Here is a 15,950-nt window from a genome sequence, read left to right on the forward strand (position 1 = left end):
CAGTGGAATATATGATACAAAACAAAAAAGAAGAACCAAAAGTTCTTCTTATCTTTGTTTACCTTTATTTTTTCTAGCAGCTTCTGATTTCATTTTACGTTTTAAACCAGGCTTAACATAAAATTCTCTTTTACGAGCTTCTGCAAGGGTACCTGTTCTAGAAACTTGTCTTTTGAAACGACGTAATGCATCATCTAATGATTCATTTTCTCTTACTACAGTTTTTGCCATATTGAACTTCCCCCCTTTACTAATACCAAATACATGCGTTATTATACATTGATAATAACAGAAAATCAAGTTTTTTTATATAATTCCCACTTGATATTTTCATTTTTTTCATTTATTACTGTTTCATCAACGAAACTCCTGATGAAGTTCCAATACGTGTTGCTCCAGCATCAATCATATCTTGCATATCCTGATAAGTTTTCACTCCACCACTTGCTTTGACTTCACATTGTTCACCAACTGTCTGTTTCATCAATGCAACATCATGAACAGTGGCTCCTCCAGTTGAGAATCCTGTTGATGTTTTGACAAAAGTTGCTTTTGCTTTCATAGCCTGTTGACAAGCTAAAACTTTTTCTTCATCAGTTAATAAACAAGTTTCAATAATCACTTTTACACAACGTCCCTGGCTGGCATCAACAACAGCCTGAATATCTTTATATACAGTTTCAATATCACCAGCTTTTAACGCCCCAATATTAATAACCATATCAATTTCATCACTACCATTTTCAATAGCATTTTTTGCTTCAAATGCTTTCACTTCTGAAGTATTAGCTCCTAGTGGAAATCCAATAACTGTACAGATTTTCACATCGCAATCTGCTAAGTATTTTGCACAATAAGATACCCATACTGGATTAACACATACTGAAGCAAAATCATATTGTTTTGCTTCATCACACAAATGCGTAATTTCATCTTTTGTTGCATTCGCTTTTAATAATGTGTGATCAATAAATTTGTTCCATTTCTTTTCCATCATCTTCTTCTCCTTTAAAGATTTTATGAATTGCCTCTAAAGCAACATATTTATCTCCAGGATAAGGATCATTACCAATTGCAGAAGCCATAAATTGTTCATGTCCTTTCCCTAGAATCAAAATAATATCATCACGATTTGCAATTTCAATTGCCTGTTCAATAGCAATGCGACGATCTTCAATAATAACACTTACAGGTTTTTCAATATATTTTTGAATATCTAAGCAGATATCCTGAATATCTTCATCTCGATTATCTTCAGCCGTCAAAATAACCTGATCACAGTATTGATTCGCTAATTTCCCTATTTTTTGCCTTTTATTATAATTCTTCTTTCCTGGTGCTCCAAAAACAGCAATAATTCTTCCGTTTTTCTTCACTTGTTGAGCAAACTGAAATACCTTTTCATAACTTTTCGCATGTTGACAATAGTCCACAATAACATGGAAAGGATATGGATGACTTAATAATTCCATACGTCCATCAACACCTTGAATATGTTCAATCATATCAATAATTTGCATAATCGGCATTTCTAGCGCTAATAAAGATGTTACAACAGCCAGAATATTCGATATATTAAAACGAGCTAAAACAGGAACTGAGACATGATGTAATTCATCATGAACCTGTAAATCAAATTCACTATGATCAATAAATAACTCTATATTTCTAGCCATGACATCTGCTCTATGTTCAATACCATAAGTCAGAACATGACTTTTGATAGAGTCTTTGACAAGAGTGTAAAAGCGAACTTCATCTGTATTTAAAATAGCATAACCTTTTTCATCTAACAAGGAAAAAAGCTTAGCTTTAGAAGCCATCAGATTCTCTATCGTCCCATGAAAATCCAAATGTTCTTCATAAACATTTGTAAAAACAGCAATATCAAAATGAACACTATCAACTCTTTTCAAAGCCAAACCATGACTTGATACTTCTAATGTTACACCTTTAACATCTTTTTTCACCATATCATTTAAATGTCTTTGTAAAAAAATAGTTTCTGGTGTTGTATATGGGCACTGTTCAATAATACCTGCATATTCAATATTATTTGTCCCAATATATCCCATTTTTAAAAATTGTGATAAAGCATTTTTAATCATCAAGGCAACAATTGTTTTTCCACTTGAACCAGTTATACCAATCACCGTCATTTTATAACTAGGATGATCATAAAATAAATCAGCAACTCTGTTCAATTCATCTAAAACATTATCAACCTTGATATATAAAATATCCTTATGCTTAAATGTTAAAGGTTTAGAGTAAACAATGCATTTTGCCCCTTGAAATATAGCATCTTCAATATATTTATGTCCATCTACACTTAAACCATCAATACAAAAGAAAATAGAATCTCTTCCTACATAGCGTGAATCACTATGAATGGAACGAATCTTAAAATCTTCTTCAACATCAAATAATTCATTAATTTTCTTCACTCACAACACTTCCTATCAATTCTGTATCTTGACATTCTTCAATAAAAACAGGATAGATATGTCCTACTGAATCCAATGGTAACTTCGTTTTAACTTTCAAATAATTAGAAGCATGACCAATCATATAATCCCCATCAGCTTCTTCAATTAAAACATTCAAAGTCTGTCCAATCTGTTGGCTGGCAAACTCATGAAGGAGCTGATGCGATAAATCCATCAACGCTTTCACTCTTTGATGTTTAACATTTCCATCTACCTGATCTTTCATTTTGGCAGCCGGTGTCCCTTGACGAGGTGAATATGGGAAAACATGCAATTGGTTAAAATGCATGTCTTTAATCCACTGATATGTGGATTCAAAATCTTCATCAGTTTCACCAGGAAAACCAACAATAACATCAGTTGTTATAGATAAGGTTGGTAATTTTTCTTTTAATTCTTTCATCTTTGATGCAAATTCATCAGTCGTATAATGACGATTCATTTTTTTCAAGATTTTATCGCATCCAGACTGAATAGGAATATGAAGATGATCAACGATAATAGGTGATGTAGCAATCAGATCTATAATTTCATGAGTGATTTGACTCATTTCAATTGAAGAAATTCTTAATCGCTTTAAACCATTCACTTTTGTTGTTAAATCTACCAATAAGTCATAAAAGCTGTAATTATCAAAATCTTGTCCATATCCTGCCGTATGAATTCCTGTCAGAACAATTTCTACAAAACCATGATCAACTAATTTTTGAGCCTGTTTTAAAACGCTATCCTTATCTCTTGAACGAATACGTCCTCTCGCGTATGGGATAATGCAATATGTACAAAAATTATTACATCCATCCTGAATTTTCAAAAAGGCTCTTGTGTTTTTCGTAAATTCATCAATATCCAGATCTTCAAAACGAGATAATTTCATAACATCAGCAACATGAATAACAGTCTGATGCGTTTTTTGGTATTCTTCAACAAATTCCACAATTCGATTTCTAAACTGAGTTCCTAAAACAACTCCAACACCTTCAATTTTTCCAACTTCTTGGCTTGCAACCTGACTATAACATCCTACAACACATACTGTAGCTTGAGGATTTTGACGAATAGCTTTACGAATCATCTGACGAGATTTAGAATCTCCAGTGTTTGTAACAGTACATGTATTAATGACATAAACATCTGCCTGTTCTTTAAAATCTACACTTTCATATCCCGCATCACAAAAAAGCTTCAGCATCGCTTCTGATTCATAAGTATTCACTTTACAACCCAATGTTAAAAAAGCAACTTTTTTCATAAAAATCCTTTCTATTTATATTTTTTTATAATTTTTTTATAATTCTTTAAAGAAATATATTCTAAATCCTTCAATGTTTCTAAACAATCGAGATACAAATAATTTTCAATATCATATGCAATCTTTTGAATATCTTCAATACGAACTTCACATTGAGCTTTATCGTCTTGAATAATAACTTTATTCAAAAATTCATGATTATCTTTTTTAAAGATATAAATGGTTTTAAGCGGATCAAAATAAAAGCAAACATGTCTTTGATCTTCGTATACATTCTCCAAAGAAGAAAAACCTGTACGAAAGATAGAATAACCATACATATCAATTGGTGTATGAAGATTCACTTTAAAATTTTGTATATATTCACGATGTTGTTTTAATAGCAACATTTGATAATCATGAGTATAACGCTGATTGACAAATGGTTCTAAATAAGGAATATAAATCATGACTTGACTCTGTAAATCCTGGAAATGAGGAGCCGTTTCTAAAACTCCAGCAATATCATTATTAAACATCTTTTGTTTTTCATCATAATTTAAATAATCCAATAAATCATAATGTTGATTTAAAAATCCCTCATAAATATTTTCAATCTGATTTTGCGTTAATAAACCTCGATATATAATTTCATATGAAAGCAAATCAAAATCAGTCTTGATCTTTGAAGATAAGCCCATCTTTTCAAAAAAAGAACGATGACTTTCTATTTCTTGATATAATTGTGTTTTAGCAAGAGGAATTTCCACCCCTATTTTATTTAAACTTTCTATAAATCCCATGATGACATCAACTCCCTACTAAATCCAATAACACTTAACATATATAACGGGGCTGTTTCGCTACGTAAAATTCTTTTTCCTAACGAGCAGGCCTGAACACCTAGCTCTTTCATCTTTTGAATTTCACTTTCATCAAAACCACCTTCAGGTCCTACAATAATTGTTATAGTGTGATAATCTTTTTGAAGCGTTTTTGCTAAAAGTGATTTTTCACCATTTCTGCTTTCTTCTTCATAGGCAACTAAATTGACATCGCCTAAATATTTCTCTAACTGTGATATTTTCATAAGTGAAGTCAACTCAGGTATTGTCTGACGACAAGATTGTTCACTTGCCTCTTTTAAAATACGAGTATAACGTTCTCTTTTCTTTTCAAAAGATTTTTCATCCGTTTTAATAATACTTCTTTGTGATAGAAAAGGAACAATTCTATGAACACCTAATTCCGTAGCCTTTTGAAGAACCCATTCAAATTTATCATTTTTAGGTAAGCCATAGATTAAAGTCACTTCAACATCCAGTTCATTATTTTCTATGAGCTCTTCTTTTTGTTGAAGTATTCCTTTTTCAATATCTATAATTTCATATATATAAACATGATGATCTGGTAAAATACAAATCACTCGATCACCTTGATGATATCGCATGACACGTTGCATATGTTTATGATTATAAGGGTCAATATGTATGAATGATCCCTCTATATTTTGAGCATCTATAAAATATCTTTGCATAACTTCCTCCTTTGGCTATTCTATCACATTTTGTTGAATATAAAAAGAAAAAAAGATTAGTAAAGTCAATCCTCTACTAACCTTCTCACTCTTATGACTTTCTAATCATAAATTGTTGATTTTGATAATCAATCGTAATGTTATCATCTTTTTGAATAGAACCTTTAATCATTTCTTTGGCAACTAAAGTTTCAATATGTCCCTGAATGAAACGTTTAAGTGGTCTCGCTCCAAAAGTAGGATCAAAACCTTCTCTTGCGATTTCTTCTTTAGCCCCGTCACTCACTTGAACTGATATATTTTGTTGTTCTAGACGTTTAGAAAGCTGAGCAATAAATTTATCAATAATCTTATAAACAACTTGATTATCTAATGAATTGAACATGACAATTTCATCAATACGATTCAAGAATTCTGGTTTAAAATGAGCTTTTAATTCCATTTCAACTTCATGTCTTGTTTCTTCATTATTACCTTGTAATAAATATTGTGAGCCAATATTAGATGTCATAATAATGATTGTATTTTTGAAGCTAACAACATTGCCTTTAGAATCAGTAATACGACCATCATCTAAGACTTGAAGCAAAACATTAAAGACTTCAGGATGGGCTTTTTCAATTTCATCCAATAAAACAATGCTATAAGGCGCACGTCTAACAGCTTCCGTTAATTGGCCACCTTCTTCATATCCAACATAACCTGGAGGAGCTCCTAACAAACGAGAAACACTGAATTTTTCCATATATTCACTCATGTCAATACGGACAATATTCTTTTCACTATCGAATAATTGTTCTGCTAAACTCTTTGCAACTTCTGTTTTTCCTACTCCAGTTGGCCCAAGGAACATAAATGAACCAATTGGACGGTTTTCATCATTGATTCCAGCACGTGATCTTAAAATAGCATCACAGATTTTTTCAATCGCTTCATCCTGTCCAATAACTCTTTTTCTTAAAATATCATCAAGATGTAATAATTTTTCTCTTTCAGATTCCATCAATTTATGAATAGGAATACCTGTCCATCTAGCAATAACTTCACTGACTGTATCAACTGTTACTTTTTCCTGTAATAAAGCATCATCAGACTCTTGTGATTGATAATTAGCAATTTCTTTATTAATACGAGGTAATGTTTCATATTTGATTTTTGAAGCTTCTTCTAAATTACCTTCAGTTTCATATTTATCTTTAAGGGCTTCATATCTCACTTTTTGATCTTTTAATTCTTTAATATGATCTAAAGCTTTCTTTTCTTCTTTCCATTTATCTGTTAAACCTGTTACTTGTTCATCTAATGAAGCAATACGACTCTTAATTTCATCTAGACGTTTTTCATTATCTGCATTTTTATCTTCTTTTTCAATAGAAATACGTTCCATTTCCAAACGATTCTTTTCTCTTGTGATAACATCTAATTCTTCTGGTAAAGAATCAATTTCCATACGTACAGATGCACATGCTTCATCAATCAAATCAATAGCCTTATCTGGCAAGAAACGATCAGTAATATAACGTTCACTCATATTCACAGCTGCCACAATGGCACTATCTGTAATCTGAACACCATGATGAGATTCAAAGCTATCTTTTAAACCACGTAAAATCGCAATTGTATCGTCACTATCTGGTTCATCAACTTGAACTTTTTGGAAACGTCTTTCTAAAGCAGCATCTTTTTCAATGTACATACGATACTCATCTAGCGTTGTTGCTCCAATACAGTGAAGTTCACCACGTGCTAACATTGGTTTTAATAAGTTAGCTGCATCCATAGCACCATCTGTTTTTCCAGCTCCAACAAGCTGATGAATCTCATCAATGAATAAAATGATATTTCCTTCAGATTTTTTAATTTCATTTAATACAGCTTTTAATCTTTCTTCAAATTCACCACGATATTTAGCACCTGCTACCAAAGCTCCTAAATCAAGTTCATAAAGAGTCTTATTTTGCAAGCTGACAGGCACGTCATTTTTAAAAATACGCCATGCCAATCCTTCAACAATAGCAGTCTTTCCAACACCTGGTTCACCTATCAAAATAGGATTATTTTTTGTTTTACGTGATAAGATTTGAATAACACGTCTAATTTCTTCATCACGACCAATAACAGGATCTAATTTTCCATCCTTAACATCTTGAATAAGATCTCTACCATATTTTGTTAAAACTTCATATTGATTTTCTGGTTGTGGATTATTAACCATATTTCCACCTCGCATTTCCTGAATAATCTTTTCTAATTCTTTTTTATTTAAATGATATTGTCTAATCAAATCTTGAATAAATGTTGATTGCACTTCAAACATTGCCATAATCAAATGTTCAACACTTGTATATTCATCTTTATAATCACTCATCACTTTTTGAGCCTTTATTAACAATTGATTCAAATCATATGATATTCTTAATTGACTTTCATCAACACCATTGACTCTTGGTTTTTGTTGTTGTTTATTTCTTAAAAATGTTTCTAACTGTTGAATATTGACATTTGCTTTTGATAGCACACGATATAAAATACCACTTGTATCTTCCAATAATGCTAATAAAAAATCTTCAACATCAACAACCTGACAAGACATTCCTAAAGTCTGTTGCATGGCCTTTTGCATAGCTTCCTGCATAGCTGTTGTCCATTTTTCTATATTCATCTTCATCACTCCTTTAGCACTCATTATACCCAAGTGCTAATTATAGTATACCATGTTTTTTAGCACTGTCAACCCCGAAGTGCTAAAATGTTTATTAAAATTCAAATATTGTTTTTATAATGAATAACCTAGCTTATTCAAATAAAAAATCTTTAGGATTTCTCCTAAAGATCATATTTTTTTAAAATACCCACACCAATTGGATATGGTCCCGTATGCACACCAATTGTAGCGCCAATTTGTTGAATTAAAATAGGTTCATGGAAGTCTGGATAAGCTTGTAACATCACCTCTTGCAAGCTTTCTTTAAACTTTTCTCCTTCTTGTTGATCATAGCCATACCCAACACAAAAACGATAATCATTTGGTGAAAGCTGGTTATCTTTAAAATATTTTACAGTATGGTCAAGAACTTTCTTTTTAGATTTTTCACGTCCACGTGTAACACCCATTGCAAATATTTCACCATCATGAAGTACAATTAAAGGTCTAATTCCTAATGTTTTCGCTGCAACTCCAGCAACTTTACCAATTCGTCCACCATGAATGAGATATTCAAAATTTCCAACCGTAAAGAAAATACGTCCTGACGATTTGATATTTTCAATTTTTTGAATCACTTCGTCATATTGATAGCCAGCTTCTTTCATTTGGGCAGCCTCAATAACCAGTAAACCTTGTAAAACAGTATTCACAGTAGCATCAATAATCATAATTTGACGTTCAGGATATTTTTCCTCTAATATCATTTTCGCATTCATGGCACTGTTATAGGAACCAGAAAATTTAGTCGTAATACATATACATATAATATCTTCCTGATTTTCCAGGATAGGTGTAAAAGTTTTTATATAATCTTCAATAGAAGGCATCGAAGTTTTAGGAAAAACATCTTTATGATCAACCATAAATTGATAAAATTCATGCACTTCTAAATCTTCTTTTTCTTTTTGATAGTGTTCATTATCTGTTGTTATATAAAATGGAACAACATGAATATGAAACTGATTCATCAATGACTGATCTAAATCACATGAACCATCTGAAACTATCTGATACATTCTTATTCCTCTTTTCCATTATGATATTGATTGAATACAGAGTACAGGTTGTGAATTTTCCACAATCGCATATTCTTCATTCATTTGATTGGATACACACAGAGGATCATTTCTTTTTAAGATGTAATGATCCAATGGATAATGACAATCTTTTAATGTCACGACGCTCTCATCAAAAGCAAATATTGAAAAATAATGATATTGATCTTTAGCAAGATAATGTTGACCTGGTTTTAAAACAAATATCTTGTTCCATTCATCATAGATCGTGATAGAGATATCCTGATATTTTTCTAACAAACATAGTACTGCCATAAAATGATCAATACGGCGATGTGTCACACCATATAAATCAATGGCATCATAACCCTTTTGAATAGCATATTGTATTGCCAATGCTGTATCAGTGTCATCTTTAATACTCGAATAACGCTGAATATTGATATCTTGAAGAATCTGCTCATTTTCAATAGAATCCATATCTCCAATAGCTATCACAGGTGTAATTCCCTGCTGGTATAAATGATAAACACCCTGATCGACACCAATATATTCAATTGTTGAATCTTTCACAGATCCAACATTGATTCCACTATAAATGCCTATTTTCATTTTAAAGAATCAATAGCTTCCTTTCTATTTTCAGCATTAAAAACATAACTTCCAGCAACCAGCACATCCACACCTGCTTCTCGACATAATTGACCTGTCGTAGCATTAATGCCACCATCCACTTCAATCAAATAATGACGATTCTGTTTTAACTGACAAAGTTCCTGTATCTTAGAAAGCGCCTGCTCTTGAAACGTTTGTCCGCCAAATCCAGGTTCAACACTCATAACTAATACTAAATCAAGATCATCTAAATATTGTTGAATTGATGAAATAGGTGTGTTTGGCTTTACACTTAGTCCTACATGTACGCCTTGATCATGAACATACTGTATAAATGTTTTCACTTCCTGTTCGTGATGAAAAGCCTCAATATGCGCTGTTATTAATGAAGCATGTGATTTTATAAATGCATCTACATATTGCATTGGTTTTTCAATCATTAAATGAACATCAAGATATAAGTCACTCACTTTTGCAATATCATTTAAAATACTATAACCAAATGAAATATTAGGTACAAAATGTCCATCCATTACATCATAATGAATCCAGTCTGCCCCACATTCACGAATAGAATCCAAATCTTTCTTGAGCTCAGCAAAATTAGCTGATAAAACTGACGGTGCAACTTTAACCATATTTTTTCTCCTTCAATAACTTGCTTTCTTTTAAAAACATTAAATAATGTTCATATCTTTGAGATGATATTTCCCCTTGTTCAACAGCATTTTTCACTGCACAATGTGGTTCACTTTCATGTAAACATCCTCTAAACTTGCATTGTTTAGAAAATTCATGAAAGTCATGATAACTTATGGCCAGATCCACTGGTTCAATATTTAATTCCAACGATGAAAAACCTGGTGTATCTGCAACATAACCACCATACATCTCAATAAGTTCAACATGTCTGGTTGTATGTTTTCCACGTCCTAAAGCTTTTGAAATTTCATTTGTATCAATCTGCAAATGAATATCCAAAGCATTTAATAAACTTGATTTTCCAACACCACTTTGTCCAGTAACAACTGTTACTTTATCTTTAAAAATATTCTTAACAGCCTCTATCCCCTGTTCTTGTTTAGAACTCACATATAGAACCTGATATCCTGCATCTTCATAAGGTTTCATTTGATGATATATCAAACTTGAATCCACAAGATCCATTTTTGATATACAAATAATCGGTTGAATCTGAAGATGTTCAATTAAAATCAAAAAACGATCTAACAGTAATAAATTCATATCTGGTTCTTTAGCAGAAAAAACAAGTAAAGCCTGATCGACATTACAGATTGGAGGTCGAATAAGACTGTTCTTTCTTGGTAACAGGGATAAAATGTATCCTTCAGTTTGATTTTCAATAGAGAATTCACAATAATCTCCAACCAATGGTTTTAAAGAATCTTTTCTAAATTTCCCACGGGCACGACATTGATAAACTTGTCCCTGTGACTTGACATAATAGAATCCTGCCAAAGCTTTAATAATTTGTCCTTTTTGCATTGTTTTTCTCTACCTCATTGTTGTCCTGTTATCTGATTTGTTCCTGTTACTTGTGAAGAAGACGGAGTATCAGTACTTGGTGTCGTTGTATTATTATTTTCGTTTTCTGCAGGAGTTTCAGGAGTTTCAGGAATTTCTGGTTTTTTATCATAATAATACAAAACAATTTTTTCACCTTTTTTATAAACTGTTGTAAAAGCAGCAAGTGACTGTTCTTCTACAACATTGATTTTCATAGTTTTAATCTCTTCGACTGATGTTGGTGGTTCTAATACACTTAGCTCTACAGTAAATCCTGCTTCTGTCAAAATGCTTTTAGCTTTTTGAATATCTTGACCATAAACATTTGGAACCTCAGCACTGTATCCTTGTGAAACTGTCAATGTTATTGTTTTATTGTTACTATTTGGATCAATTTTCTCTCCTGCATCCAAAGATTGTTCTAAAATAGTTCCTTTTGAAGCTTCATCAATTCTATCTTCTTTATTGACTTTAAAGCCTAATTCCTCAAGTTGATCTGCAATAGTATCATAATCTTTACCGACATAATCTTCAATGACGATATATTGTCCAGAAGAAACAACCAAATGAACCTCATCACCTTTTTTAACATTTGCTTTTGCAAGAGGATCACTTTCAATCACTTTTCCTTCTTCAACATCATCGCTCAATTCATAAGTGACATGACCTTTAACTTCCAAACCTCTATCTTCTAACAAAGTGATAGCTTCAGCTTCTGTCAAATTCACTACATCAGGCATTTCAAATGATTGTGAAGGTCGAAAAAGCAGAAAATAGACTGCAATTAAAATTGCTAATGCTGCGACAACACTACCACCAATAATCATCAGCATCTTTTTATGTGAACGTTTTGTTTCTTCTTCTGTTTCTTCTTCAATTGGTAAATGTGTCTGCGACTGTGTAAAAAAGTCTTTATCTTCAGCAACAATTGTTGCTAATTCATCATCTTCCTCATAATCAAATGTTATTTTTTCATCATTGATATGGGCTGCTTCCAAACAATGATTCAAATCTTCCAACATTTCAGAAGCACTTGCATAACGATCTTTTATATTTTTAGCAGTTGCCTTAATAATAATATTTTCAACCGATTGAGGGATAGATGGATTAAAAGCACAAACAGAAGGGATTTCATCACGCATATGTTTTAAAGCAATATTAACTGGAGATTCCCCATTAAATGGAACTTCACCACGAAGCAACTCATAAAAGACAATTCCTAAAGCATAAATATCACTTTGTGCAGTTGCTTTCTCTCCACGGGCAATTTCAGGTGCCAAATAATGTAAAGAACCCATAATTGTATCTGTTTGTGTCACCTGTGATAATGATTGAATAGATGCAATTCCAAAATCACCAATTTTGACAACCCCACTATCAGTAACCATAATATTTTGAGGTTTTAAATCACGATGTATAATACCAATAGAATGTGCTTTAGCAGTAGCACTAACAACCTGCTTCATAACATCAACAGCTTCTACATAATGTAAAGCACCACGTTTATGAATCAATTCTTTTAAAGTTTGACCTGGTACATATTCCATGACAATATAATAGTCATCTTTTTCATCACCAACATCATAAATTTCAACAATATTTTTATGTGACAAAGCCGCAGCCGCACTGGCTTCACGATGAAAACGTGTCACATAAACCGGATCCCCAGTTAATGATGAACGCATAATTTTAACAGCCACTGTTCTTTTTAAAATTAAATCTTCAGCCTCATAAACATCAGCCATTCCACCTTGTCCAATTAATCTTTTCAATTGATAACGTCCAGCAATCGTTTTATTGATTGAACTCATAAATTAACAACTCCTTTTGTCAAAATAAGTGCAAAACTGATATTGTCTTGCCCACCATATGTATTGGCAGCATCCATCAACTGACTAGCCCTCGTTTCAATATCTTCCTGAGCATGCAAAATATTCATCATCTGTTCATCACTCAGTGAATTATATAACCCATCTGAACAGACCAATAAAAATCCATCATTGATTTGTTTTTCAAGAAAAGAAGGATTCAATGAATCGCTGACTCCTACAGCCTGTAATAAGATATTCTTTTGAGGATGAAATCTTGCTTCAGCTTGTGAAATTGTCCCCGAATCAACAAGAACATTCACCAAAGTATCATCTCTTGTTAATTGAATAAATTCATCAGTAACCCAATAAACTCTCGAATCACCAACATGAGAAATATAAATATTGTCATGAATACATAAAACAAGAACTATTGTTGTTCCCATACCTTCAAATTCTTGAGATTCATGGCTTTTTGATTCAACAATCATATGAGCATGTTGAATAGCTGATAAAATCCAATCATGAATTTGACTTGTATCAGTTAAAGACTCTTGTTGCTGATAATTTTCAATAATATCATCGCAAGCCATTTGTGAAGCAATTTCACCTGCGTTATGTCCACCCATTCCATCACATAAAACAACCAAACATTCATGATCACTTTTTTGATAGCAACGGACATAATCCTGATTCACTTTTCTCATGCGTCCAATATCACTTTTCATGATGACTTGCATGTTGTTCACCTACCTTCATGGCACGCAGTTGGCCACATGCCCCATCTATATCACGTCCATGTTCTTTACGTAAAGTTACATTCATTTTTAGACGCAATAACTCACTTTTAAATGCCTCAACAGTTCCTTTATCTGACTGTTGATATCCATGTTCATCAACAGCATTATAAGGAATTAAATTGACATAGGCATTAAGCCCTCTGATGTAATGAGCTAACTGTCTGGCATGTTTTAATTCATCATTAACTCCCTTTAAAAGAATATATTCAAAAGTCACACGACGATTCGTCTGTTGAATATAATTTTCAATAGATTGTCGTAACTGTTCCATTGGATAACGCTTATTGATGGGCATTAATTGATCCCTAATTTCATTATTTGGTGCATGTAAAGAAATAGCTAAATTGCTTTGAATTCCTTCACTGGCATAACGTTCAATCTGATGACATAAACCACAAGTAGAAATTGTGATATGTCTAGCACCAATAGCCAAACCTTTAGGATGATTAATAATACGAACAAAATCCATGACAGCATCATAGTTATCAAAAGGTTCTCCCGTTCCCATGACAACGACATGACTGATTCTTTCCTGTGTATCTTGCATAACTGTCAGTACTTGATTGACCATTTCTCCAGCAGTCAGGTTTCTTTGTTTTTTTAATAAACCACTGGCACAAAAACGGCATCCCATATTGCACCCCAACTGACTTGTGACACATAAACTTCTTCCATAATCATGAACCATTAATACCGTTTCAATAAAACCTCCATCTTCCAGTTGAAGAAGATATTTAATTGTTCCATCTTGAGAAACCTGTTTTGTTTCAATTTTCATTGGTCCAATCTGATAGATTTGAGATAATTTTTCTCTTAAATCTAATGATAAGTTATTCATCTGTTCAAACGATTGTACATTTTGACGATATAGCCACTCAAAGACTTGTGTAGCTCTAAATTTCTTTTCTCCAAGTTCTTTAAATTCTTCAATCATCTGTTCTTGTGTATAATCATAAATTGATTTCATATTTTCATTCCTTTTCTAATAGACACATATAAAAACCATCACTATGATACTGATATGGTAAAATTGTTAATTCTTTTCTTTTCTTCATATCAGGATACTTTGTCATGAATTTTTCTATTTGTTTTTCATTTTCTTTTTTATTGAGTGTACATGTACTATATACAATATTACCACCTTTTTTCAATAAAAAATATGCATTTTCTAATAATTTTTCTTGTATAGCTATCATTTCATCCATTGCCGAACTCTCATGATACTTAATTTCAGGTTTTCTGGCAAGAACTCCCAATCCACTACACGGTGCATCACATAGAATTTTATCAAAAGACTCAGATGGATACACATCTTTAAGCAAAGTAGAGTCACCTACATGTGTATGCACATTTTTAACTTTAAGGCGTTGTATTTGCTGTTGAACCAGATCTATTTTATGCGCATATAAATCATAAGCTTCAATTGATCCCTGATTATTCATAAGCATCGCTAAATGCGTTGTCTTGCTGCCAGGCGCACAACACATATCTAAAACATAATCACTTGCTTGAGGATTCAATAACCTGGCTACAAGTTGACTAGATTCATCCTGGATTGTCACATACCCCTTTATGAAAGCTTCATCAGAAGCAATATGATGTCCTGAATAATAAAGACCATCAGGTGACAGTTTTGCTTCTTGCCACTTTGAATCTTTCAACAAAGCCTCTTTTGAAGTAAGCAATGTATTCACTCTCGCACAATGATGAGGCACTTCTAAAAAAGCATGACAAATACGATTTGTTTCTTCATAGCCATATTGTTTATCAAACATTTTTACCAGCCATAATGGATGACTTGTTGCAATGGATATTCTTTCTAATGGTGGCAAATCATCCAACTGATAAGATGATTGAAAAGTCTTTTGTAAAATAGCATGAATAAAACGTGCAGTTTTCATTCCTTTTTTCTTTTTGGATAATTCTACAGCTTCATTAATAATAGCATAATCTGGAATAGAATCCATCATTTCATGCTGATAAAGACTCATCAGTAAAAGCATCTTTTCATATGTTTTAACACGCATATGAAGATGTGGCTTTAATATATATTCCAATAACAACATATTTTGAACTGTTCCATAAACAACTCTTGTGATAAAATCTTTTTGTTGTCGTGTTAAATCATAACGATTAAAATAGGCATTAATGGTTAGATTTAAATAACTTTTATCTTGTTTAAATTTTAATAATATTTCTAATGCTATCTGTCTTTCCATA

15 protein-coding genes are annotated in these 15,950 nt (G+C 32.2%); all 15 read right to left on the minus strand.

Translation table 11 applies throughout. From position 1 onward, the window contains the following. Positions 1-48 precede the first annotated feature (48 nt). The 15 genes from rpsU to rsmB all read right to left on the minus strand — a co-directional run bounded on the left by rpsU (position 49) and on the right by rsmB (position 15,949). A complete protein-coding gene (rpsU, locus tag B5E79_RS00980) occupies positions 49-231 on the minus strand; it encodes a 30S ribosomal protein S21 (RefSeq protein ID WP_087245930.1) in 183 nt (60 codons plus the stop codon). A 115-nt stretch (positions 232-346) separates the two neighbouring features. Further along, the gene (gene deoC, locus B5E79_RS00985; RefSeq protein WP_087245928.1) at positions 347-994 is read right to left on the minus strand and encodes a deoxyribose-phosphate aldolase; all 648 of its coding nucleotides are present in this window, start codon (positions 992-994) and stop codon (positions 347-349) included. Beyond that, entirely contained in the window at positions 966-2,447 is a 1,482-nt protein-coding gene (locus B5E79_RS00990; protein ID WP_087296632.1) for a UDP-N-acetylmuramoyl-L-alanyl-D-glutamate--2,6-diaminopimelate ligase, read from the minus strand. Before B5E79_RS00990 ends, deoC begins: the two co-directional genes overlap by 29 nt. After that, positions 2,434-3,741, minus strand: a complete 1,308-nt coding sequence (gene mtaB / locus B5E79_RS00995) for a tRNA (N(6)-L-threonylcarbamoyladenosine(37)-C(2))-methylthiotransferase MtaB (protein ID WP_087296633.1) — start codon at positions 3,739-3,741, stop codon at positions 2,434-2,436. The genes B5E79_RS00990 and mtaB overlap by 14 nt, the downstream gene beginning before the upstream one ends. A gap of 11 nt (positions 3,742-3,752) precedes the next feature. Next, positions 3,753-4,523, minus strand: a complete 771-nt coding sequence (locus B5E79_RS01000) for a hypothetical protein (protein WP_087296634.1) — start codon at positions 4,521-4,523, stop codon at positions 3,753-3,755. Continuing rightward, positions 4,511-5,257 (minus strand): RsmE family RNA methyltransferase, encoded by a 747-nt coding sequence (locus B5E79_RS01005; protein WP_087296635.1) that lies wholly within the window; start codon positions 5,255-5,257, stop codon positions 4,511-4,513. The genes B5E79_RS01000 and B5E79_RS01005 overlap by 13 nt, the downstream gene beginning before the upstream one ends. 91 nt (positions 5,258-5,348) lie before the next feature. Further along, complete coding sequence (locus B5E79_RS01010; protein WP_087296636.1) at positions 5,349-7,919, minus strand: ATP-dependent Clp protease ATP-binding subunit; 2,571 nt, start codon at positions 7,917-7,919, stop codon at positions 5,349-5,351. A 164-nt stretch (positions 7,920-8,083) separates the two neighbouring features. Beyond that, a complete protein-coding gene (locus B5E79_RS01015; RefSeq protein ID WP_087296637.1) occupies positions 8,084-8,980 on the minus strand; it encodes a DegV family protein in 897 nt (298 codons plus the stop codon). A gap of 18 nt (positions 8,981-8,998) precedes the next feature. After that, on the minus strand, positions 8,999-9,592 hold the full coding sequence (locus tag B5E79_RS01020) for a thiamine diphosphokinase (protein WP_087296638.1): 594 nt from the start codon (positions 9,590-9,592) through the stop codon (positions 8,999-9,001). Next, complete coding sequence (gene rpe, locus B5E79_RS01025) at positions 9,589-10,233, minus strand: ribulose-phosphate 3-epimerase (RefSeq protein WP_087245214.1); 645 nt, start codon at positions 10,231-10,233, stop codon at positions 9,589-9,591. Before rpe ends, B5E79_RS01020 begins: the two co-directional genes overlap by 4 nt. After that, positions 10,226-11,101 carry a ribosome small subunit-dependent GTPase A gene (gene rsgA, locus B5E79_RS01030; RefSeq protein WP_087296639.1) on the minus strand — a complete coding sequence of 292 codons (876 nt, stop codon included), beginning with the start codon at positions 11,099-11,101 and terminating at the stop codon, positions 10,226-10,228. The genes rpe and rsgA overlap by 8 nt, the downstream gene beginning before the upstream one ends. Before the next feature lie 14 nt (positions 11,102-11,115). Beyond that, a complete protein-coding gene (pknB, locus tag B5E79_RS01035; RefSeq protein WP_087296640.1) occupies positions 11,116-12,933 on the minus strand; it encodes a Stk1 family PASTA domain-containing Ser/Thr kinase in 1,818 nt (605 codons plus the stop codon). After that, a complete protein-coding gene (locus B5E79_RS01040; RefSeq protein WP_087245208.1) occupies positions 12,930-13,670 on the minus strand; it encodes a Stp1/IreP family PP2C-type Ser/Thr phosphatase in 741 nt (246 codons plus the stop codon). The genes pknB and B5E79_RS01040 overlap by 4 nt, the downstream gene beginning before the upstream one ends. After that, a complete protein-coding gene (gene rlmN, locus B5E79_RS01045) occupies positions 13,648-14,697 on the minus strand; it encodes a dual-specificity RNA methyltransferase RlmN (protein ID WP_087296641.1) in 1,050 nt (349 codons plus the stop codon). Before rlmN ends, B5E79_RS01040 begins: the two co-directional genes overlap by 23 nt. Before the next feature lie 4 nt (positions 14,698-14,701). Then, positions 14,702-15,949, minus strand: a complete 1,248-nt coding sequence (gene rsmB / locus B5E79_RS01050; protein WP_087296642.1) for a 16S rRNA (cytosine(967)-C(5))-methyltransferase RsmB — start codon at positions 15,947-15,949, stop codon at positions 14,702-14,704. Position 15,950: the final 1 nt, after the last annotated feature.

It is taken from the genome of Massilimicrobiota sp. An134 (genome assembly GCF_002160815.1).
In the GTDB taxonomy this organism is placed as follows: Bacteria; Bacillota_I; Bacilli_A; order Erysipelotrichales; family Coprobacillaceae; genus Allocoprobacillus; species Allocoprobacillus merdigallinarum.